This is a genomic window from Mesorhizobium sp. WSM3859 (assembly GCF_002295065.1).
GTDB lineage: Bacteria > Pseudomonadota > Alphaproteobacteria > Rhizobiales > Rhizobiaceae > Mesorhizobium.
In genome coordinates this window covers 149,383-169,764 of the sequence record NZ_NSGG01000009.1, presented here as the reverse complement: position 1 = coordinate 169,764, position 20,382 = coordinate 149,383, and the positions used below count along the sequence as shown (strand labels likewise).

General features: G+C 65.5%; 15 protein-coding genes. 12 read left to right on the top strand and 3 right to left on the bottom strand.

The features are described 5' to 3' along the window. Positions 1-11: 11 nt before the first annotated feature. From CK230_RS20120 to CK230_RS20100, 5 genes are all read left to right on the top strand, one after another. Positions 12-701 carry an SDR family NAD(P)-dependent oxidoreductase gene (locus CK230_RS20120; protein WP_095818881.1) on the top strand — a complete coding sequence of 230 codons (690 nt, stop codon included), beginning with the start codon at positions 12-14 and terminating at the stop codon, positions 699-701. Positions 702-985: 284 nt separating this feature from the next. Continuing rightward, positions 986-1,837: a MetQ/NlpA family lipoprotein gene (locus CK230_RS20115; RefSeq protein WP_095818880.1), complete on the top strand. Its 852-nt coding sequence runs from the start codon at positions 986-988 to the stop codon at positions 1,835-1,837. Between the two features lie 76 nt (positions 1,838-1,913). Further along, positions 1,914-3,005 carry a methionine ABC transporter ATP-binding protein gene (locus CK230_RS20110; protein ID WP_095818879.1) on the top strand — a complete coding sequence of 364 codons (1,092 nt, stop codon included), beginning with the start codon at positions 1,914-1,916 and terminating at the stop codon, positions 3,003-3,005. Next, entirely contained in the window at positions 2,986-3,642 is a 657-nt protein-coding gene (locus CK230_RS20105) for a methionine ABC transporter permease (protein ID WP_095818878.1), read from the top strand. Before CK230_RS20110 ends, CK230_RS20105 begins: the two co-directional genes overlap by 20 nt. A gap of 213 nt (positions 3,643-3,855) precedes the next feature. Then, on the top strand, positions 3,856-4,875 hold the full coding sequence (locus tag CK230_RS20100) for an isopenicillin N synthase family oxygenase (RefSeq protein WP_095818877.1): 1,020 nt from the start codon (positions 3,856-3,858) through the stop codon (positions 4,873-4,875). A 256-nt stretch (positions 4,876-5,131) separates the two neighbouring features. Here CK230_RS20100 and CK230_RS20095 read toward each other — a convergent pair whose 3' ends face one another. Further along, a complete protein-coding gene (locus tag CK230_RS20095) occupies positions 5,132-6,034 on the bottom strand; it encodes a LysR family transcriptional regulator (RefSeq protein ID WP_095818876.1) in 903 nt (300 codons plus the stop codon). 102 nt (positions 6,035-6,136) lie between these two features. On the opposite strand from CK230_RS20095, the gene CK230_RS20090 reads away from it, so the two are divergent. Next, on the top strand, positions 6,137-7,123 hold the full coding sequence (locus tag CK230_RS20090) for a zinc-dependent alcohol dehydrogenase family protein (protein ID WP_095818875.1): 987 nt from the start codon (positions 6,137-6,139) through the stop codon (positions 7,121-7,123). A gap of 28 nt (positions 7,124-7,151) precedes the next feature. Here CK230_RS20090 and CK230_RS20085 read toward each other — a convergent pair whose 3' ends face one another. Beyond that, positions 7,152-8,048 (bottom strand): AraC family transcriptional regulator, encoded by an 897-nt coding sequence (locus tag CK230_RS20085; RefSeq protein ID WP_095818874.1) that lies wholly within the window; start codon positions 8,046-8,048, stop codon positions 7,152-7,154. Positions 8,049-8,197: 149 nt separating this feature from the next. Here CK230_RS20085 and CK230_RS20080 point away from each other — a divergent pair, with 149 nt between their 5' ends. Next, on the top strand, positions 8,198-8,923 hold the full coding sequence (locus CK230_RS20080; protein ID WP_095818873.1) for an SDR family oxidoreductase: 726 nt from the start codon (positions 8,198-8,200) through the stop codon (positions 8,921-8,923). A gap of 70 nt (positions 8,924-8,993) precedes the next feature. On the opposite strand, the gene CK230_RS20075 is transcribed toward CK230_RS20080, so the two are convergent. Continuing rightward, on the bottom strand, positions 8,994-12,398 hold the full coding sequence (locus CK230_RS20075) for an acyl-[ACP]--phospholipid O-acyltransferase (protein ID WP_095818965.1): 3,405 nt from the start codon (positions 12,396-12,398) through the stop codon (positions 8,994-8,996). 539 nt (positions 12,399-12,937) lie between these two features. Between CK230_RS20075 and CK230_RS20070 the strand changes: the two genes are divergently transcribed. From CK230_RS20070 to CK230_RS20050, 5 genes are read left to right on the top strand one after another with little or no spacing between them, the layout of a single operon-like run. Then, positions 12,938-14,338: an SWIM zinc finger family protein gene (locus tag CK230_RS20070; RefSeq protein ID WP_095818872.1), complete on the top strand. Its 1,401-nt coding sequence runs from the start codon at positions 12,938-12,940 to the stop codon at positions 14,336-14,338. Continuing rightward, positions 14,335-15,780, top strand: a complete 1,446-nt coding sequence (locus CK230_RS20065) for a DUF5691 domain-containing protein (RefSeq protein WP_095818871.1) — start codon at positions 14,335-14,337, stop codon at positions 15,778-15,780. Before CK230_RS20070 ends, CK230_RS20065 begins: the two co-directional genes overlap by 4 nt. A gap of 19 nt (positions 15,781-15,799) precedes the next feature. Beyond that, on the top strand, positions 15,800-16,879 hold the full coding sequence (locus tag CK230_RS20060) for an AAA family ATPase (RefSeq protein WP_095818870.1): 1,080 nt from the start codon (positions 15,800-15,802) through the stop codon (positions 16,877-16,879). A 3-nt stretch (positions 16,880-16,882) separates the two neighbouring features. Next, complete coding sequence (locus CK230_RS20055; RefSeq protein WP_095818869.1) at positions 16,883-19,141, top strand: DUF5682 family protein; 2,259 nt, start codon at positions 16,883-16,885, stop codon at positions 19,139-19,141. After that, a complete protein-coding gene (locus tag CK230_RS20050; protein WP_095818868.1) occupies positions 19,134-20,369 on the top strand; it encodes a VWA domain-containing protein in 1,236 nt (411 codons plus the stop codon). Before CK230_RS20055 ends, CK230_RS20050 begins: the two co-directional genes overlap by 8 nt. Positions 20,370-20,382 lie beyond the last annotated feature (13 nt).

The following is a 20,382-nucleotide window of genomic DNA, read 5'->3' as shown; positions in this document are numbered from 1 at the left end:
GAGGAAATGCCATGGCAGCCAATGTTGCAGTGATCGCGGGCGCCGGCTCCGGGCTGAGCGCGTCGTTGGCGCGGCTTCTCACCAAGGAGGGTTTCCGCGTCGTCCTTGCCGCGCGCAACCTCGACAAACTGGCCGCGCTGGTCAAGGAAACCGGCGCGCATGCGGTGGAAACCGACGTGTCGGACGCGGCCTCCGCCGAGCGGCTGTTCGAGGCGGCCGACAAGGCAGGCCCGCTCGAAATCGCCGTCTTCAACGCCAGCGGCCGCACACGCGGCCCGATCGCCGAGCTCGACGCGGAAGCGGTCAAGCAGGCCCTGCTCGTCGGCGCCTATGGCGGCTTCCTGATCGGCCAGCAGGCGGCGCGCCGGCTTCTTGCGCGTGGTTCCGGCTCGATCCTGTTCACCGGGGCAACGGCGAGCCTGAAAGGCTTTCCGGGCTCGGCCGGCTTCGCCATGCCGAAATTCGGCCTGCGCGGGCTGGCGCAATCGATGGCGCGCGAGCTTTCCCCGAAGAACATCCATGTCGCGCATTTCATCATTGACGGCCAGATCGAGCCGGCCGGTCAGGCGCCCGAGCCCGAACGTCCGGACCGCCGCCTCTCGCCCGACGCGATCGCCGAGACCTACCTCGCCGTCCATCGCCAGCATCGCAGCGCCTGGAGTTTCGAGGTCGAGCTGAGGCCCTGGGTCGAGACGTTCTGACGGCCTGCGCACTGTCTCGTCGCTCCGGCAGACGGGTCGGCCGCTCTTGCGCGTCGCCCGGCGGGCTTCGTAGGCGCTCGCGCCTCCATTGCCTCGTTGTGCCTATAACCGCTTGTCAGCGGCCGATGTGCTCCAAGTCATAAAATCTTTGAGAGAATATTTTCCGCCTCCCGTCTGAGAGGAAATGCGCTTCTTTGCCCGAGCGGGCAGCATTGGTGATGCTTGAGATCAAGGCTTCGCATCCCGCCAGGCCGAAATGATTTCAAGATTGCAAGGAACGCATCATGTCAAAACGCGGCAGCGCTTCAAATTCTCTCGTTACGTCAATCACCAGGCGCGCCGGACTGGCGGCACTTCTCGCCACGACATTGGCCGTCATCGGCCTGACTGCGCCGTCGCCCTCCTTCGCCGAGGACAAGAAGGCGATCAAGGTCGGCATCATCAGCGGGGAGGATGAGGATGTCTGGCGCGTCGTCACCGCCGAGGCGGCCAAGAACGGGCTGACGATCGAGACCGTCGTCTTCAACGACTACACCCAGCCCAACGAGGCGCTGGAGCGCGGCGAGATCGACGCCAACGCCTTCCAGCACAAGCCCTATCTCGACAACCAGATCAAGACGCAAGGCTACCACATCGTGCCCGTCGGCTATACCGGCGTCTGGCCGATCGGGCTCTATTCGAAGAAGCATGCCAAGGTCGCCGACCTGCCGGAAGGCGCTGTCATCGGCCTGCCGAACGATCCGTCGAACGAGGGCCGGGCGCTGCATGTGCTGGAGCATGAAGGCCTGATCAAGCTCAAGGACGGCACCGGCATCCTGGCGACCACCGCCGACATTGCCGACAACCCGAAGAAGCTCGAGATCAAGGAACTCGACGCCGGCATCGTCGGCCGCTCGGTCGACGATCTCGACGCCGCCGTCGTCAACACCGACTGGGCTCTGAAGAGCGGTCTCGGCCCGGAAAACCGCATCGCGCAGGAGCCGGTGGCGGACAATCCTTACCGCAACTTCATCGCGGTGAAGGCCGGAAGTGAGAACGAGCCCTGGGTGAAGACGCTGGTCGCCTCCTATCAGAACGAGACGGTCAAGGCCGAGTTCGACAAGGTCTACAAGGGCACCGGGATCAGCGCCTATTGACCGGCGTCTGGCTGTCGGAAGTTGGCGGTCCGCTGTTGAGCGGGCCGCCCTCGCATTGAGCGGTACGGAAACAGAGATGAATCAGCATGTTACGACCGAAACAGGCGACCCGGTCGCTATCGAACCAGCCGCGTCGCAAGACGTTGTCCGCCTTGTCGATCTGAGGCGCCGCTTCGGCGCGACGGCGGCGCTCGACGGCGTCTCGCTTACCGTGAAAAAGGGCGAGATCCTCGGCATCATCGGCCGCAGCGGCGCCGGCAAGTCGACGCTGATCCGCTGCCTGAACGGGCTGGAGCGGCCGGATTCCGGCGAGGTCTTCATCGAGGGCCACGAGATCAGCCGTCTCGGCGAGCGCGAGCTGCAGCCGCTGCGCCGCCGCATCGGCATGGTGTTCCAGCACTTCAACCTGTTGTCGGCAAAGACCGTCGAGGACAATGTCGCGCTGCCGCTCAAGATCGAAGGGCGGCCGCGCGCCGAACGCATGGCTCGCGCGGCCGAGCTTCTGCAGCTCGTCGGTCTGTCGGAGAAAGCCAAGGCCTATCCCGCTTCGCTGTCGGGCGGCCAGAAGCAGCGCGTCGGCATCGCCAGGGCTTTGGCCGCGCGGCCGGCGCTGCTGCTCTCCGACGAGGCGACCTCGGCGCTCGATCCGGAGACGACGCGCTCGATTCTGGCGCTGCTCAAGGACATCAATTCCAGGCTCGGCCTCACCATCCTGCTCATCACGCATGAGATGGAGGTGATCCGCTCCATCGCCGATCGCGTGGCGGTGATCGATGCGGGCCGGATCGTCGAGGAGGGCGCTGTCTGGCAGGTCTTCGCCGATCCGAAATCAGAGATCACCCGCAGCCTGCTCGGCGGCATCCGGCCGCAGCTGCCGCCGGAGATCGCCAGCCGGCTCGCCGCGGGCGAGGGCGCCGAAACGATCCTCCGGATCGATGTCGCCGGCGAGGCGGCGCATCGCCCGCTGCTGTCCGAACTGACCGCCAGCGTGCCCGGCGCGTTCCGGCTTGTGCATGGCGGTATCGACCACGTGCAGCAGCAGCCGGTCGGCACGCTGTTCGTGGCAATTCCTGGAGCCGACGCCGCGCATCTGGCCGCGGTTATCGCTTTCCTCAAAGACCGCGGCGCGCGGGTGGAGGTGCTTGGTCATGTCGCCGGTTCTGTTTGAACTCCTGCTCCGCTCGATCTGGGAGACGGTGCTGATGACCGGCGCGTCCGGTCTCATCTCGCTGGTCTTCGGCCTGCCGCTCGGGCTTGCCTTGGTCGCCACCGATCGCGGCGGCATCGCCGAGAGCCTTTGGGTGAACTGTGGTCTGGGTGCCATCATCAACGGCTTCCGTTCGGTGCCCTTCATCATCCTGCTGGTGGCGCTGATCCCGGTGACGCGGCTGATCGTCGGCACCTCGATCGGCACCTGGGCGGCGATCGTGCCGCTGTCGATCGCGGCGACGCCCTACTATGCGCGCATTGCCGAAGTGTCGCTGCGCGAGGTCGATCATGGGCTGATCGAGGCGGCGCGCGCCATGGGCGGCAATCGCTGGACGATCATCCGCGAGGTGCTGGTGCCGGAGGCGCTGCCGGGCATTGTCGCCGGCTTTACCGTGACGCTGGTGACGCTGGTCGGCGCCTCGGCCATGGCCGGCGCCATCGGCGCCGGCGGCCTCGGCGATCTCGCCATCCGCTACGGCTACCAGCGCTTCGAAACCAGCGTCATGGTCGCCGTTGTCATCGTGCTCATCGTGCTGGTCTGCGGCATCCAGTGGATCGGCGACCGGCTGGTCGCTCGTCTGGATCGTCGTGGATGATGTGCGGCATCCGAACGCAATTTGCCGCAAAAGCCGGGAATTGAGCGCCGATATGCTGTGTTTGGAATGAGATTGGTCGGTGTGTTTCTTCACCAACAATGGCGCTGATGTCATCGTGCGGCTGGGGTTGCTCGGGCAATTCCAGGAAAAGTGCGCAGCGGTTTTCCGTCCGGATTGCGAGGACAAAGAGTTGCCGCCAACAGGAGCCTGTCCATGCCAAGAATAATTCCGGTGCTCGATCTCGACCGCCTGGAGCAGGGTCCATCCGAACTTCGAACTTTCTTGTTTGATCTGCGCACCGCCGCCCGCGATGTCGGCTTCTTCTATCTGAGCGGCCACGGCATCACCCAGCCGGAGATCGACGCAGTGCTGGGCGCCGCGCGTGGCTTCTTCGCCTTGCCGGAAGCCGACAAGCTCGCCATCGAAATGGTGAAGTCGCCGCAGTTCCGCGGCTATACGCGCGCCGGCGGCGAACTGACCAGGGGCAAGGCCGACTGGCGCGAGCAGCTCGACATCGGCGTTGAACGCACGACCATTGCGCAAGGGCCGGGCGTGCCGCCCTGGACACGGCTGCAGGGTCCGAACCAGTGGCCTGCCGCGCTTCCCGATCTGAAGCCGGCGCTGCTCGCCTGGCAGGCCAAGGCGACAGATGTGGCGATCCGGCTGCTCAAGGCTTTCGCGCTCTCGCTCGACCAGCCGGAGGACGCCTTCGATGCCATCTATCGCGGCGAGCCGAACCACCGCATGAAGATCGTGCGCTACCCCGGCCGCGACTCGACCGGCGACGACCAGGGCGTCGGCGCGCACAAGGATGGCGGCTTCCTCACCCTTCTGCTGCAGGATGGCAACAAGGGCCTGCAGGTCGAATATGACGGCAGCTGGGTGAATGTTGACCCGATCCCTCAGACGCTGGTCGTCAACATCGGCGAGTTGCTCGAACTCGCTTCGAACGGCTATCTCAGGGCAACCGTGCATCGTGTCGTAACGCCGCCCGCCGGCGTCGAGCGGATTTCGGTGCCGTTCTTCTTCAGCGCTAGGCTCGACGCCACGATCCCGCTGCTCGACTTGCCGGAGGAACTGGCGGCAGAGGCGCGCGGCCCGGCCAGCGACCCGGATAACCCGCTGTTCCGCAACGTCGGCACCAATGTGCTGAAAAGCCGGCTGAGGTCGCATCCCGACGTGGCGCGGCGCCATTATGCGGACCTGTTCGAAAAAGCATCGGCCGCCGGCTGACGACTTCACGATGATTAAGCGAGATTTTTTCGTGATCTCGATCTTTTTTGGAATTTCGTTCGTGGAAAATACTCCCCCAAGACCCCAAATAGATAGCGTCGCTCGGTGTTTTCCTCCCATTGCGCCGGGCGATGTTCCCCTCTGAAGGTTATGACCTTCATGCTTTGGCCGGGCCGCTTTCGCGCCCGGCCTTTTTCTTTCAAATGCCGGAGATGCCCCGACTAGGCAAAGGCGATACCGATCGCGCCAAAGTGGCCTAGCTCATCAGCTTCGGCAATCCCGCCGCCAGCGCATCGATGGCCAGCCGCACCTTCAGCGGCAGATGCGGCACCTGCAGCCAGAGTGCGTGGCAGTCATAGAGATAATCCGGTTGCTCGGGCAGCAGCCGCACTAGAGTTCCGGCCTCGACGCGTTGGCGCACCAGCCAAAATGGCAGCCAGGCCAGTCCCATACCGTCGGTCGCCGCATCAGCGATGGCGTCGAGGTCGTCGAGCCGCAGCCTGCCGACGGGCGCGATCTCTGTCACCGAGCCATTGTCACGCGGGAACAGCCATGGCTGCAGTGTTTGGCCGAGACGACGGTAAATAATTGCCTGGTGGCTGGCGATGTCCTCAAACTGAAGCGGCCGGCCGAAGGTCTCGATGTAGGACGGCGAAGCGCAGACGACCATGCGCTGGCGCGCGACTCGGCGCCCGATGATGCCAGCCCGATCATCCAGTGCGCCGGTACGGATCGCAAGGTCGAAACCATCCTCGACGAGATCGGCGAAGCGGTCGCTGAGCGACAGGTCCAACTCCAGTGTCGGATAGTGCCGGGCAAGTGCGAGCAGGATCGGCGTGACACAGTGGCGGCCGAAATGCGTCGGCATCGTCACGCGCAGTCTTCCGCGCGGCTCGGACAACTGGTCGGCTGCCAATGCGTCGGCGGCCTTCGCTTCCGCCAGCACGATCCTGCAGCGCTCGTAATAGGCGCGCCCGAAATCGGTCGGGCTCTGCCGGCGCGTCGTACGGTTGATGAGCCGTGCGCCGAGCCGTTCCTCAAGGAAGCGGACATGCTTGCCGACCATTGGCCCCGAAAGGTCAAGCGCCGCCGCGGCGGCCGTGAACGAGCCGAGGTCGACGGCTTTCACGAACACTTCCATGCTTTCGAGGCGATCCATATTCAAAACCAAATGTTTCGACTGTTCTGCCGATTGAGCGATTTATCCCTTTTGAAAGCCTCTTCATAGTCAATTCCATCAATCGGATTTGGAGTTGCATGGATGGCAAAGGTTGTTCGCTTTCACAGTCACGGCGGCCCCGAGGTGCTTCGCATCGAGGAAATAGAGGTTCCTCCACCAGGTCCTGGCGAGGTGCGGATCCGCGTCAGGGCACTGGGCTTGAACCGCGCCGAAGCCTCGATGCGCAACGGCACTTACATCGAAACGCCATCGCTGCCGTCAGGCCTCGGTCTTGAGGCGGCCGGCATTGTCGAGGCGATCGGCGAGGGCGTCGGTGGTTTCGCGCCGGGCGATGCGGTCAGCATCATCCCGCCGCGCTCGATGGCGCGCTGGCCTGCCTATGGTGAGCTCGTCATCTTTCCGGCTGAACTCGTCGTCAAACATCCGCCATCGCTTTCGTTCGAGGCCGCCGCCGCGACATGGATGCAATATCTCACCGCCTATGGCGCGCTGATCGATATCGCCCGTCTCCGCCGTGACGAGCCCGTCGTCATCACCTCCGCGTCGAGCAGCGTCGGGCTCGCCGCCATCCAGATCGCCAATGGAATTGGCGCCGTGCCGATCGCCGTCACCCGGACATCGACCAAGAAGACGGCATTGCTCGATGCCGGCGCTGGGCATGTGGTGGCCTTGGCTGAAGACGATCTCGAGGCGCAGCTGAGAGCGATCGCGCCACAAGGCGTGCGCGTCGTGCTCGACCCGGTCGGCGGCCCGATCTTCACGCCTCTTGCAGCCGCGATGGCACGCGGCGGCATTCTCATCGAATATGGCGGCCTCAGCCCCGAGCCGACGCCGTTCCCGCTGTTCGAGGTCCTGGCGAAGACGTTGACGCTGCGCGGCTACCTCGTTCACGAGATCACCGGTGATCCCGGCCGGCTGGAAGCCGCCAAGACCTTCATTCTCGACGGCCTCCAATCAGGCGCCCTGAAGCCGATCGTCGCCAGGACGTTTCCGTTCGAGGCGATCGTCGAGGCGCACCGCTTTCTCGAGGCGGGCGAACAGTTCGGCAAGGTGGTGGTCGTGGTTTGAGGCGCGCTTTGCCCGCTCAGCCAAAGGCTTAATAGGCCGCGGCCGAGCCGGGTATAGCCTGAAGGCGCTCGATGTCCTGACGGGGCGGGGCGCCGAACAGGCGCCGATATTCGCGGCTGAACTGCGAAGGGCTGTCGTAGCCGACGGCGAAGCCGGCCGTGCCGGCGTTGGCCCCGTCAGCCAGCATCAGCCTTCGCGCTTGCTGCAGGCGTAGCTGCTTTTGATACTCGAGCGGGGTCATGCGTGTGATCGCCTTGAAGTGGGCATGAAGCGACGACGCGCTCATGCCTGACGCAGCGGCAATCTCGTCGATGCGCAATTGCGCCTGGAAGCCGTTCCGGATCGTGGCAATGGCGCGGCTCACCTGGTTCAGGTGGCTGTCGACGGTTCCCATTTGACGAAGCGTTGCGCCATGCGGACCGGTGAGCAGACGGTAGAGGATTTCGCGCTCCACGAGCGGGGCCAGGACATCGATGGTTTCGGGGCGAGCGAGCAGCTTCACCAATCGGCACGCGGCATCGATCAGGTCCGGGTCGCTTGGATAGACGGCAAGCACGGGCAAGTCCTTCTCGGGAGAAACCCGCCGCTCGGTCACTAGCAGGTCGGCAAGTGCACCGGGGTCGAAGTCGATCTTGCAGCATAGATATGGCGCGGTCGGACTGGCCTCGAGAACATGGCCGATCAGAGGCAGGTCGACCGAAACGAGAAGATAGCTCGATGCATCATAGACCACGCTCTGGCCGGCCAGCGAGACGCGCTTCGACCCTTGGGCGATTATGCAAAGCGAAGCTTCATAGACCGCCGGCACCGGCGCGCTGGGATGGTCGGCGCGAATGAGCGACAGCCGGGGCACCGCGGTGCCGGACATGCCGGAAACCGGTGCGAACCGCGAGATCAGCTGAGCCAGATCGGCAATTTTGTCCATGCCGCATAAATCTGCATCGCGCGCGATATTGCAAGGCTTGGTCGGCTTATTTGGAGGATCGTGCAAACTCTTTGGACGATCGCGCTACCGCTCTCCGCCTTCGCGCCACCATTTTGCGTCCCGTCACTGCAAGCGAAAAGGAAACGTTCATGACGGGACTGAAAGACAAGGTTGTATTGATCACCGGCGCCTCGAGCGGCATCGGCGAAGCGACGGTTCGCGAGCTTGCCTCGGCAGGCGCCAGGCTGTTTATCGGCGCCCGCCGCGCCGAGCGTCTGAAGGCGCTGGCCGAGGAACTCGGTGAAGGGGTTGCCTGGCGCGAACTCGATGTGACGGATGCGGCAAGCTTCGCCGCTTTCGCCGATGCCGCTCATGCGCAATTCGGGCGGATCGACGTGCTGATCAACAATGCCGGCGTCATGCCGCTGTCGCCGCTTGCCGCGCTGAAGCGCGATGAGTGGGCGCGCATGATCAACGTCAACATCTTCGGCGTGTTGAACGGCATCGCTTCGGTGCTGCCCCGCTTCGTCGCGCAGAAAAACGGGCACGTGGTCAATGTGGCGTCCGTCGGCGCGCATCTCGTGCTGCCCACCGCGGCGGTCTACTGCGGCACCAAATATGCGGTATGGGCGATCACCGAAGGCCTGCGCCAGGAGCATGACGACATCCGCGCCACGATCATCTCGCCCGGCGTGACCGCGACCGAACTGGGCGACGACATCAGCGATCCGCAGGTGGCCGCGGCTTTGAAGGAGTGGCGGCAGAAATCGCTGACGCCGGACGCCATTGCGCGGGCGATCCGCTTCGCCCTCGAACAGCCCGACGGCGTCGACGTCAACGAAGTGATCGTGAGGCCTACCGCCGCTAACATGTAGACCGTCGTACCGCCGAGTTAGCCAGATGCGAACAGGCCGGCGTTTCGCGCCGGCCTGTCTCAGGCATGGGTCACGCCGCCTTGACCTTCAGCTCTTCCGCGCCGCGCACCATCCTGGTCACGCCGGCGAAGTCGAGCTTGCCGGAACCGAGCACCGGCACTTTCGGCACGACGCGCACCTCGGCCGGCACCATCAGGTCCATGGCGCCATTTGCCTTGGCGAAGGCCAGGAACTCCGCGCGCGTGGCGCCGGCAGCCTCGGTGATCAGGATCAGCTTCTCGCCCTTGCGCGCGTCCGGCACCGTGGCGACGGCCGACAGCGAGCCCTTCCAGAGTTCGCCGGCCAGCGCCTCGACCGCGGCAAGCGAGATCATCTCACCGGCGATCTTGGCAAAGCGCTTGGCGCGGCCGCGGATCGAGATGAAGCCCGCGTCGTCGACGGTGACGACGTCGCCGGTATCGTGCCAGCCATCGGCCAGCGGCTCCATCACGCCGGGGTTCTCGGCGCGCAGATAGCCTGACATGACGTTCGGACCGCGCACGAACAGCCGTCCGCCCTCCTCGACGCCGGGCACCGGATCCAGGCGGTACTCCATGCCGGGCATGATTTTTCCGACGCTGCCCGACTTGTTGTACATCGGCGTGTTGATGGCGATCACCGGGGCTGCTTCCGTCACGCCGTAGCCCTCGAGGATGCGCAGGCCGAACTTCTCCATATAGGTCGTGCGCGTCGCGGCCTTGACCGGCTCGGCGCCGGCGAAGCAATAGCGCACCGAACGGAAGTCGTAAGGATGTGCCGTGCGGGCGTAGCCGGCGAGGAAGGTGTCGGTGCCGAAGATGATCGTCGCGTTCGACCCATAGATCAGCTCCGGCACGATGCGGTAGTGCAGCGGCGAGGGGTAGAAATAGACCGGCACGCCCGAGATCAGGGGCAGCACCGTGCCCGCCGTCATGCCGAAGGAGTGGAAGATCGGCAGCACGTTGAACACCTTGTCGCCCGAGTGGAAGTCGATACGCGAGGCCGCCTGGGCAGCGTTGGCCAGGATGTTGCGATGGGTCAGCACCACGCCCTTGGGCGTTCCTTCCGAGCCCGAGGTGAACAGGATCGCAGCCGGGTCGTCCGCCTTGCGCGCTACCCGCGGCGTCGTCTTGCGCAACAGGCCGAGCAGCTTGTCCTTGAGGCCGATCGTGGCGCGCAGGTCGTCGAGCCAGACGATGTCGACCGAGCGGCCGATCTCCTCCACCACCGGCCCCAGCTTTGCCTGCTCGACGAAGGCGCGGGAGGTGAGCACGGTCTTCACTTCTGCCGCCTTGCAGGCCGACAGAATGTTGGCCGCGCCCGCGGTGAAGTTGATCATCGCCGGCACCTTGCCCGCCGACATGACGCCGAGCAGCGTCGCGCAGGAGCCGTTGGCGTTGGGCAGCATGATGCCCAGCGTCTGCTGTCCGGCATAGAGATGCTCGAACTTCTCGCCGAGCACCGCCGCGGCGGTGAGCAGCTTGCCGTAGCTCAGCGAACCGGTGACCGGATCCTGCACGGCGAGCTCCTTCATGCCGCGCTCGTGGGCCGTCTCGATGATCTTCTGAAGCACCGTCTTGTCGATGTTTTGAGTGCGGAAGACGAGGTCCGACATCACCTGATAGAGCGCCGAGCCTGCCGCCGCGCGCCGCTGGCGCCCCTTCAGCTCCTGGGCGACTTCGAGCTTCACCGGCTCCAATATGGTCACCTTGACCTTCGGGAACAGGCGGCGGCGCACATGCTGCGAGGAGAGCCGCGAGAAGTAGCTCTTCTCCAGCCCCTCGATGCGCACCGGCACCACCATCGAGCCGGTCTTGTCGGCGACCATGGCGGCGCCGTCATAGACCTTCATCAGGCCGCCGGTGACGGTGATGCGTCCCTCCGGGAAGATGACCAGCGGATCGCCGCCCTGCACGATCTTGATCAGCGTGCGGGTCGACATCGGCTTTGCCGGATTGAGCGGCAGCGCGCGGGCGAGCTTCATGAACGGCTTCATCCACCAGGCCTGCGCGATCGTGTAGTCGATGGCGAAGACCGGCTCCTCGTCGGTCAGCGTCAGCGCCAGCGGACCATCGAGGAAGCTGACATGGTTGAGCGCCAGGATCGGCGCCTTGCCGGCCGCCTTGAGGTTGTCCAGCCCCTCGACCTCCAGCCGCAGGAAGGCGCGGAACAGGATCGAGACGAAGTCGCGGAACGGATTGGTCGGCAGGAATTTCAGCATCAGCCAGGCGGCGATGGCGTTGGCGACGACGAGGCCGAACAGGATGCCCGCTATCGAGACGCCTGCCGCCTGGATGGCCGCGACGAGGATGCCGCCGACCGTCATGAAACCGGCATTGACGATGCTCACCGCGGCGACGACGCGGGCGCGGCGTGCTTCCGGCGACCAGGCCTGCACGGCGGCAAAGGTCGGCACCACCAAGAAGGCGGCGGCAATGGCCATGCCGGCGAGGTCGATAGCGACACGGATGGTGTTCGGGCCGGCGAAGAAGGCCGACAGGCTGGCGGCTGTCGGCGAAGGCTGCATACTGCCGATGGTCCAGGCCAGATGCAGGCCGAACAGCGCCAGCAGCGCGGTGCCGACCGGCGCCGGCAGCAGCACCATGCGGCCTTGCGACATCCAAGCGGCGATGGCCGAGCCGATGGCGATCGAGACGGCGAACACCGCGAGATAGGCGGTGACCGCGATCTCGTTGCCGCCGAGCGAATCCTTGATCATCGCCGGCAGGATCGAAAGCACGATGGCGCCGACCAGCCAGAACCACGAGGTCATGAGGCCGGCGCGCCAGATGCGCGTGTCGGTGCGCAAGTCGGCGACCTGCCGCCATGTCGAGCGGAAGATGTTCCAGTCGATGGTGAGGTTAGGGGCGGCCGAACCGGTGGAGGGGATATAGCGGCTGACGAACCAGCAACCGACGGCCAGCGCCATCATGATCGGCCCGAACACCGCAACACCGATACCGTCGGCGGAGACGACGCCGCCGGCGATCGTGCCGCCGAGGATCGCGGCGAAGGTGGCCGACTCGATCCAGGCATTGGCCTTGGGCAGTTCCTTGCGCTCGAGATGGTCCGGCAGGATGCCGTATTTGATCGGTCCGAACAGCGCCGAGATGATGCCGAACATCAAGAGCGCCGTCATCAGCACCGGGATCGAGGACAGCGCGATGCCGACGACGGCGACGGCGGCCGCGGCGATCTCGGTGAATTTCAGGCGGCGCGCGATCAGCGCCTTGTCGAAGCGGTCGGCGATCTCGCCGCCAAGCGCCGAAAGCAGCAGGAAGGGGGCCATGAAAATGGCGCCGGCCAGCGTCACCAGCGACGCCGCCTGGTCCTTCGCCAGCGTAAAGAGAATGAGGAACACCAGCGTGTTCTTCAGGAAATTGTCGTTGAAGGCCGAGAGGAATTGCGTCCAGAAGAGAGGCGCGAAGCGCCGCGACATCATGAGATGGGTGTTCATGGCAATTTCCATTGGGCAAGCCCGACTGGCAATCCGTTTGGACTGAGCGGACACTTGCGCGGTTTGAGCCTTGTTTACCGGGAACCGGTTAAACTTCGTTACTGCGATTTATTCCAATCCATTTGTTTCTTGCCCTTGGCGCCCCGCATCTGTCGTCCGCGATCGGTCTCCAGGGCTTGCAGGCGCTTGAATATTTGCGGGCATGGATGTCAGTGAGCATCGATATGATCCTTTCGTTTCAGGCTTAGGCTGCGTCGGCGTGGGCTTGTTTCAGGCTGGATACAGACCAGTGAACATTGTTCACGGTCGCAGCATAGCACATCGTGAACGGCGTTCAAGAAAAAAGTGAACAGCGTTCACGGCTCGAATTGTCGAACGAGAACATCCTGAATGCGAGCTTCCCGCGACCCCGGCGTTCAGGAGAACAACGGAACGTTAGACAAGCTCTCGATTTTGCGGCGACTGGAGCTACACCAGCCGGCCGCAAACGGCTATCAATCGTCGCGAAGTCAGCTTCGGGGTGGTGAGAGGCGCGCGGCTTGCAGCTGGATCTGAAAACAGTCGAGGCTTTGGCCCCCGATCAGGCCTCGCTTGGTGCTGCCGCCAAGCTGACCAAGCGGTCGAACTGGCCCAGGCTTGAAGCGCATGAACAGCTGCCGCTGATCTGGGGCGAATGCCAGGGCTCCGGCTCCAACCCCTACCGGGTCGCGTTCGACACCTCCGACCACGGCTATAAATGCACCTGCCCGTCGCGGAAATTCCCCTGCAAGCACATTCTGGCGCTGGCCTGGATCGGCGCCACGGCATCCGACAGCTTCGCCCGCGTCGACCAGACGCCCGATTGGGTGAACGACTGGCTCGGCCGGCGCCGCAAGCCTAGCCAATCTCCAACACCGGCGGCGGCCAGTTCCGAAGGCAAGAGCATCGACGAGGCCACGCGACCCGAGGAAAGCGCGCCGGTAGTGGACGCCGCTGCCGCCGAACGCCGCGAGGCGGCGCAGCGTAAGCGGGCGGAGGACACGCGCAGCGCGGTCTCGGCGGCGCTCGACGAGCTTGACCAGTGGATCGCCGACCAGTTGCGGCTCGGCCTTGCTGGCTTTGTCGATGCCTCGAGCGAGCGCTGCCGCCGCATCGCCGCACGGCTGGTCGACCTGAAGGCGACGGCGCTCGCCGGGCGCATCGACGAATTGCCCGCCAAGCTGATGGCGCTGCGCGGCGAGGAGCGGCCGGACGCCGCGATTCGCGAGCTCGGCAAGCTGGTCCTGCTTGCCAAGGCCTGGCGCGCGGCACCCGATGATGCCGAGCTGAAACGCCTGGTATCGACATCGGAGACGCGCGAACAGATACTCGCCAACCCCGACGCCGTTCAGGTAGAGAGCGACTGGGAGGTGCTTGGCGAAAAGATCGAGACCCGCCGCGACGGGCTCGTCAGTCACGCGACCTGGCTGCTCGACCTGAAAAGCACGACGCCGCGATTTGCGGTACTGCTCGATTTCTTCCCCGCCTCGGCCGGACGCCGCTCCGGCGCCTTCGCGGCGGGCGACCGCTTCAGAGCGAGGCTGGCGTTCTATCCGTCGCGCTATCCGCTGCGGGCGCTGGTCGCCGAACGGCTGGGCGACGTGGCGCCCGGCGCGTGGCCGGCATTCGCCCCTGATGCGGCAGGCGACCCGCTGGCCGCCTACGCCGCCTTTCAGGACGGCGCCCCATGGCTGTCGGACTGCCCCATCATCCTGCCGGCCGGCGCGATCGCGTTGGACGAAAAGGACGGCGCCTGGTGGCAGGCGGCGAGCGATCCGCATGGCATTGCCCTGCCGGTGGCAGGCTCCGTCAACCAGACCTTGCTCGGCATCGATCTCGCGGCAACCGCCGCACTCTGGAACGGCGCCAGGCTCGAGCTGCTGGCCTCGCAAAGCAGCATCGGGAGGCTCGATCTGTCATGAACGAGCTCGACCAAGCAGGGCTGGCGAGGTTGCGCGACGGCTGGATTTCCGGCGGCGCCGCTTTCGAATTGGCGCCCGCCGAATGGAAGGAGGTCGCCGCGGCTGCCAGCCCCGACGAACGGGAGCGGCGGCTGTTGGCCATCGCCGGGCAGGCGCTGGACGTGGCGCTCCGCCCGGCGGCGCCGAAAATCTTGAGACGCCGTCCCCCGCTGCCGGTGCTGGCCTTGCCGATGCTGCCTGAACGCCTGCGGCCGTTGCTGCGTGCCGCATTGAAATATGCGGCCGATGCGAGGCTCAAGACGCGTGTGGCCGCGCTCGTCGCCAGCCGCGGCTTCGTCACCCATCCGATGGACTGGATGCCCGCCGCATCGGATCAGAGTGGTCCGGAGGTCTATGCTCCCTGGGTCGACTGGCAGGCAGGCGCGGATGGCGAAAGACAGTCCCGCCGCGAGCATCTGACGGCGGCAACCTGGGATGATTTCTATCCCGCCGCGCGCCGCAGCGCGCTCATCGATTTGCGGCGCTCCGCACCCGCATTGGCGCGGACCCTTATCGAGACAAAAGGGGCAAGCGAGCCCGCCGAGGTCAGGCTTGCGTTCATTGAGCTTATGCGCTTCGGCCTGGGGGCCGATGACGTTCCGTTCCTGAAAAGCCTCTCTGCCGATCGCTCAGGCAAAGTGCGCGAAATGGCGGGCCGGCTGCTGGCAAGGTTAGGGGAACATGGAAGTCCGGCTAGCGGCGGGTCGGAAGACCCGATAGCCGAGCTCGCCGCTTTCATCGAGGAAGGCAAATCCGGGTTCATCCGCCGTCGCACCACTTATGCGCCGATAAAACCCAAGTCACAGGCGCAACAAGCCCGTCGCGCCGACCTGTTCGCCACCTGTTACCTCGGCGATCTCGTCGCCCGCTTCGGAAAGACAGAGGTCGATTTCATCGGCGCATGGCAGTTCGGCGTCGATGATGGCGCCGATCTCTTTCTGGTTCGAATGGTCTCGGTGTCCGGCGGCGACGCGGCGGTGGCCTCTCTGGCGGATCTGCTTGCCGCAGCCGGCGGCAGGCTGGCGATTCTCGGCCTCCAACTCACGGCGCGTTTGGACAGCGGCAGGAAGCGTGTCCTGATCAGTCAGATCCTGCATGACGCGCAAAATCTGGCCGCGCTGAACATGGTTGAAGGCGCTGAGGCAGGCTGGCTGGAGTGGGGCGACCTTGCAAAGGGCAAGACGCTTTCTACGTTGCGATCCGCCGTCTCGGGCGACAACGACGTCACGAAACGAAACGCCGAGCAGTATCTCGAAGCCATCGGCTTTCTGGCCAATTCTGTGACGGCGGAAAAATTGATCGATGAGGTCGTCGCAGCCGGCCTGCCGCCGGCGTCTTCATCCCTCAGCCTGCTGCGGCTCAACGCGGCACTGACCGAAAACCCTTCCAAGTCCGACAGATGATCAACCCGGAGAAGATCGCATGAACGCAGCCATCCGCCTCCCGGCCGAACAGGTCTACGCCGCCGAACTGCAGGCGCTCGCGCGCGGCGACGACCGGCAAAAGCCTGCCGGCTGGAGCCTGTCGCCGAAAGCCGTGCTTACCTATATGATGGGTGGGAAGGCGAGCGACGGCACGGTGATTTCGCCGAAATATGTCGGCCGCCGGCAATTGATGGAAACGGCGGTCGCCACGCTCGCGACCGACCGGGCGCTGCTTCTGCTCGGCGTTCCCGGAACGGCAAAATCCTGGGTCTCAGAACATCTCGCCGGCGCCATCATGGGCAATTCGACGCTGGTCGTGCAATGCACCGCCGGCACTGACGAAAACCAGATCCGCTATGGCTGGAACTATGCCCAGCTTCTCGCCAAGGGCCCGAGCCAGGAGGCGCTGGTGCCGACGCCGCTCTACCGCGCCATGCAGGACGGCAAGCTTTGCCGGCTGGAAGAGCTGACGCGCATGGGCTCCGACGTGCAGGACACGCTGATTACAGTGCTGTCGGAAAAGATGATGCCGGTGCCGGAGCTCAACACCTCGATCTATGCCCAGCGCGGCTTCAACATCATCGCCACCGCCAACAACCGCGACAAGGGCGTCAACGAACTCTCCTCGGCGCTGAAGCGCCGCTTCAACGTCGTGGTGTTGCCCTTGCCGGACGATATGGCGGAGGAAGTCTCCATCGTCTCCCGGCGCGTCGGCGAGATGGCCGGCGGGCTGGACCTGCCGGTGCCGAAGAATGTCGGCGAGGAGATTGCGCGAGTGCTCACCATCTTCCGCGAGCTGCGCTCGGGCGCAACCGCCGACGGCAAGGTGACGCTGAAGACGCCGTCGGGCTCGCTGTCGACCGCCGAGGCGATCGCCACCATGGTCAGCGGGCTCAGCCAGGCGGCATGGTTCGACGACGGCAAGCTCCACGCCGAGGGGCTGGCGCCAAGCCTCGTGGGCGCGATCGTCAAGGACCCGGTGCAGGACAAGGTGGTGCTGGAGGAATATCTTGAGACGGTGCTGAAGAAGCGGCCGGACTATGCCGGCTATTATGCGGCGCTCAACGCGGCCATCTGAACCATGACGCAGGGCGGCATCAGCTATTTCGGCATTCGCCACCACGGGCCGGGCTCCGCCGGGAGCCTGGTCAAGGCGTTGCAGGAATTGCAGCCCGTCGCCGTGCTGATCGAGGGGCCGGTGGATGCCTCGCCGCTGTTGCCGCTGCTCGCCAGCCCCGACATGAAGCCGCCGGTGGCGTTGCTCTGCTATCCGGAGGATGATCCCGCCGCGACCAGCTTCTGGCCCTTCGCCGAATTCTCGCCGGAATATCAGGCAGCACTTTGGACCGTCGCCAACAAGGCGGCGCCGCGCTTCATCGACCTGCCGTCGGCCGCGCGTTTTGCGGAGAAGGCGCCTGAAGGGGCAGCGGACGCCGAAGCAGCCGAGTCGGGGGCCACGGACGAGCAGGGCGAAGAACCCACGCGCATTCAGGATCCGATCGGTACCCTGGCGCGCGCCGCCGGCTATGAGGACGGCGAGAGCTGGTGGTCGGATATCATCGAGCAGAATCCCGAACCCGGCCCGATCTTCGCGGCCATCGCCGACGCGATGACGACGCTGCGTGACGGCGAGGGCACGATCGGCAGGTTCGAGGCGATGCGCGAGGCGCATATGCGCCTCGAGATCGCCGCCGCGCGGAAAGAATTCGACGGCCCGCTGGCTGTCGTCTGCGGCGCCTGGCACGTGCCGGCCCTTCAAGCGGCGCATACGCAGAAGAGCGACCAGGCGCTGCTCAAGGGCATCGGCCGGCGCAAGACCACGATGACCTTCGCGCCCTGGACCGGACCGCGCCTGGCTCTGGGCTATGGCTACGGCGCCGGCGTCGTCGCGCCGGGCTGGTGCAAGCATCTGTGGCAGACACGTGGGCAGGACGACGCCTCGGTCCTGTGGTTGGCGCGCATCGCCACGGTGCTCAGGGCGAAGGGCCACATGATCTCGACTGCATCGCTGATCGAAGCGGAGCGTCTGGCGCGCGCGCTTGCCGCAATCCGCGAACGGCCGAAGCCGGGCTTCGAGGAACTTCGCGACGCCTCGGTCTCGGCGCTCTTCAACGGCGAGGCCCTGCTGTGGAAGATGGTCGAGGCCGAGCTGCTGCTTGGCGCCGATGTCGGCGAGATCCCGCCCGACACGCCGCTCGCGCCGCTGATCGACGATCTGCAGCGCAACCAGAAGGCTGCGCGGCTGAAGCCCGAAGCGCTGGAGCGCGAGCTTTCCGTCGACCTGCGCAGCGAGAGCGGGCTGTTTCGCTCGACCTTGCTGCACCGGCTGAACGTGCTCGGCGTCAACTGGGGCAGGCTGACGGATGTCGGTCGCAGCCGCGGCACATTCCGTGAGCGCTGGATGCTCGCCTGGCAGCCGGAATATGCCGTCCGCCTGGTCGAGAACCTGGTCTACGGCCCGACCATCGAGAAGGCCGCCAATGGCCGGCTGATCCAGATGATCGGCGCCGCCGCGACACTCGATGTTTTGGCCGCGCTGGTGCAGAGCGCGATCACCGCCGCCCTGAGCGAGGCATCCGCGGCCGGCCTCGCAGCGCTCGAGGAAAAGGCGGCGCACAGCAGCGAGTGCCTGGAGCTGCTGGCCTCGGTGCCGCCGCTCGCCGACATCATCCGCTACGGCGAAGCGCGCAAGACCGAGACGGAACGGCTCGCCGGCCTGCTGGAGCGGCTGGTCATCGAAGGCTCCATCGCACTCCCATACGCGGCGCGCGATCTCGATGCGCAGGCGGCCGCCGCGCTGATGGCAGCACTTCGCAAGGCCGACGAGGCGATCAAATTGGTCGAGTCGGATGAGCATGTTGTGGAGGCCTGGCGCAACGGGTTGGCGGCCGTGCTCGACTCTTCGCGCTCGACGGCGCTCGTCGCCGGCTGCGCAGCGCATCTGCTCTACGAGGCCGGCCAGCTCTCCGCCGAAGCCACCGCCGATCTGCTGGCAAGACGCCTGTCGCCAGGGACGCCCGTTCTCGATGCCGCCGCCTTCTTCGAAGGTTTCTTCAGCGGCGCCGGCCAGCGGCTGATCTATGACGAGGGTTTGCGCGGCGCTGTCGATGCCTGGCTGGCCTCGCTCGACGAGCAGGCTTTCGTGGCGCATCTGCCGCTGCTGCGCCGCGTCTTCTCCAACCTCGACAGCATGGAGCGCCGGCGCCTGATCGAGGCGGTGCTTGGCAAAAGAGCAAGCCTGCCCGGTGGGCTGATTCCGGCGCCGGACGGCGGCGCGGCATGGAACAGGCATTTTGGTCTTCTCGCAAAGCTGCTGGCAGGGGAGGCCAATCATGGCTGACGAAACGACCGGGCCGGACCTTGATCCGACCATGGACAATCGCGAGCGCCGCTGGCGGCTGGCGATTGGCGCCGACGATCAATCCTCCTCGGCGCTCTCGGCCGAGGACCGAAAACTGTCGGCGGTGCTCGATGCGCTTTATGGCGACGGCAGCGGCGACACCGCCGGCGATCCGCGCAAGCGGCGCGGCGGGCTTGGCCGTTCGGCGCCGCGCGTCGCGCAATGGATGGGCGACATCCGCTCCTTCTTCCCGGAGCAGGTCGTCCAGGTGGTGCAGAAGGACGCCTTCGAGCGGCTGAACCTGAAGCAGATGCTGATGGAGCCAGAATTTCTCAAGGCGATCGAGGCCGACGTCAATCTGGTCGCCGACCTCGTCTCGCTGCGCTCGGCGATGCCCGACAAGACCAAGGACATCGCCAGGTCGATCATTTCCGACATCGTCGCCAAGCTGATGCAGCGCCTCGAGCAGAAGACCGCAGAGGCGATCCGCGGCGCGCTCGATAAGTCGCGGCGCACCAACCGGCCGCGCCAGCGCGATATCGACTGGCCGCGCACGATCACGGCGAACCTTCGCCACTACCAGCCGGACCATAAGACCGTCGTGCCGGAAAAGCTGGTCGGCTTCATGCGCCGGCAGCGCCGGCTGGTCGACCTCGACGAGGTGACGCTCTGCGTCGACCAGTCCGGCTCGATGGCAAGCTCGGTCATCTACGCCTCGATCTTCGCCGCCGTGATGGCCTCGCTTCCGGTGGTGCGAACCAAGCTGGTCTGCTTCGACACGGCGATCGTCGATCTGACCGAAGAGCTCAGCGATCCGGTCGAGGTGCTGTTCGGCGTCCAACTCGGCGGCGGCACCGACATCAACCAGGCGGTCGCCTATTGCGCCGAGCGCATCGAGCGGCCGACCAAGGCGCATTTCGTTCTGATCACCGATCTCTACGAAGGCGGCAACGGCAAGGAACTCCTGCAACGGCTGGCAGCACTTGTCCGGTCGGGCGTCAACGTCGTCGTGCTCTTGGCGCTCACCGACCAAGGCCGTCCCGGCTACGATCCGTCGATGGCGGGGTCGGTCGCCGCGATCGGCATTCCGGTCTTTGCCTGCACGCCCGACCATTTCCCCGACATGATGGCAGCGGCGCTGCGCCGCGAGGACATCGGCGCCTGGGCGGCAGGCGCGGACATCAAGCTCATCCGTGCCGATACGGAGGCGCCGGGCGCGGCGGAGTAGGCTTGCCGCCCGA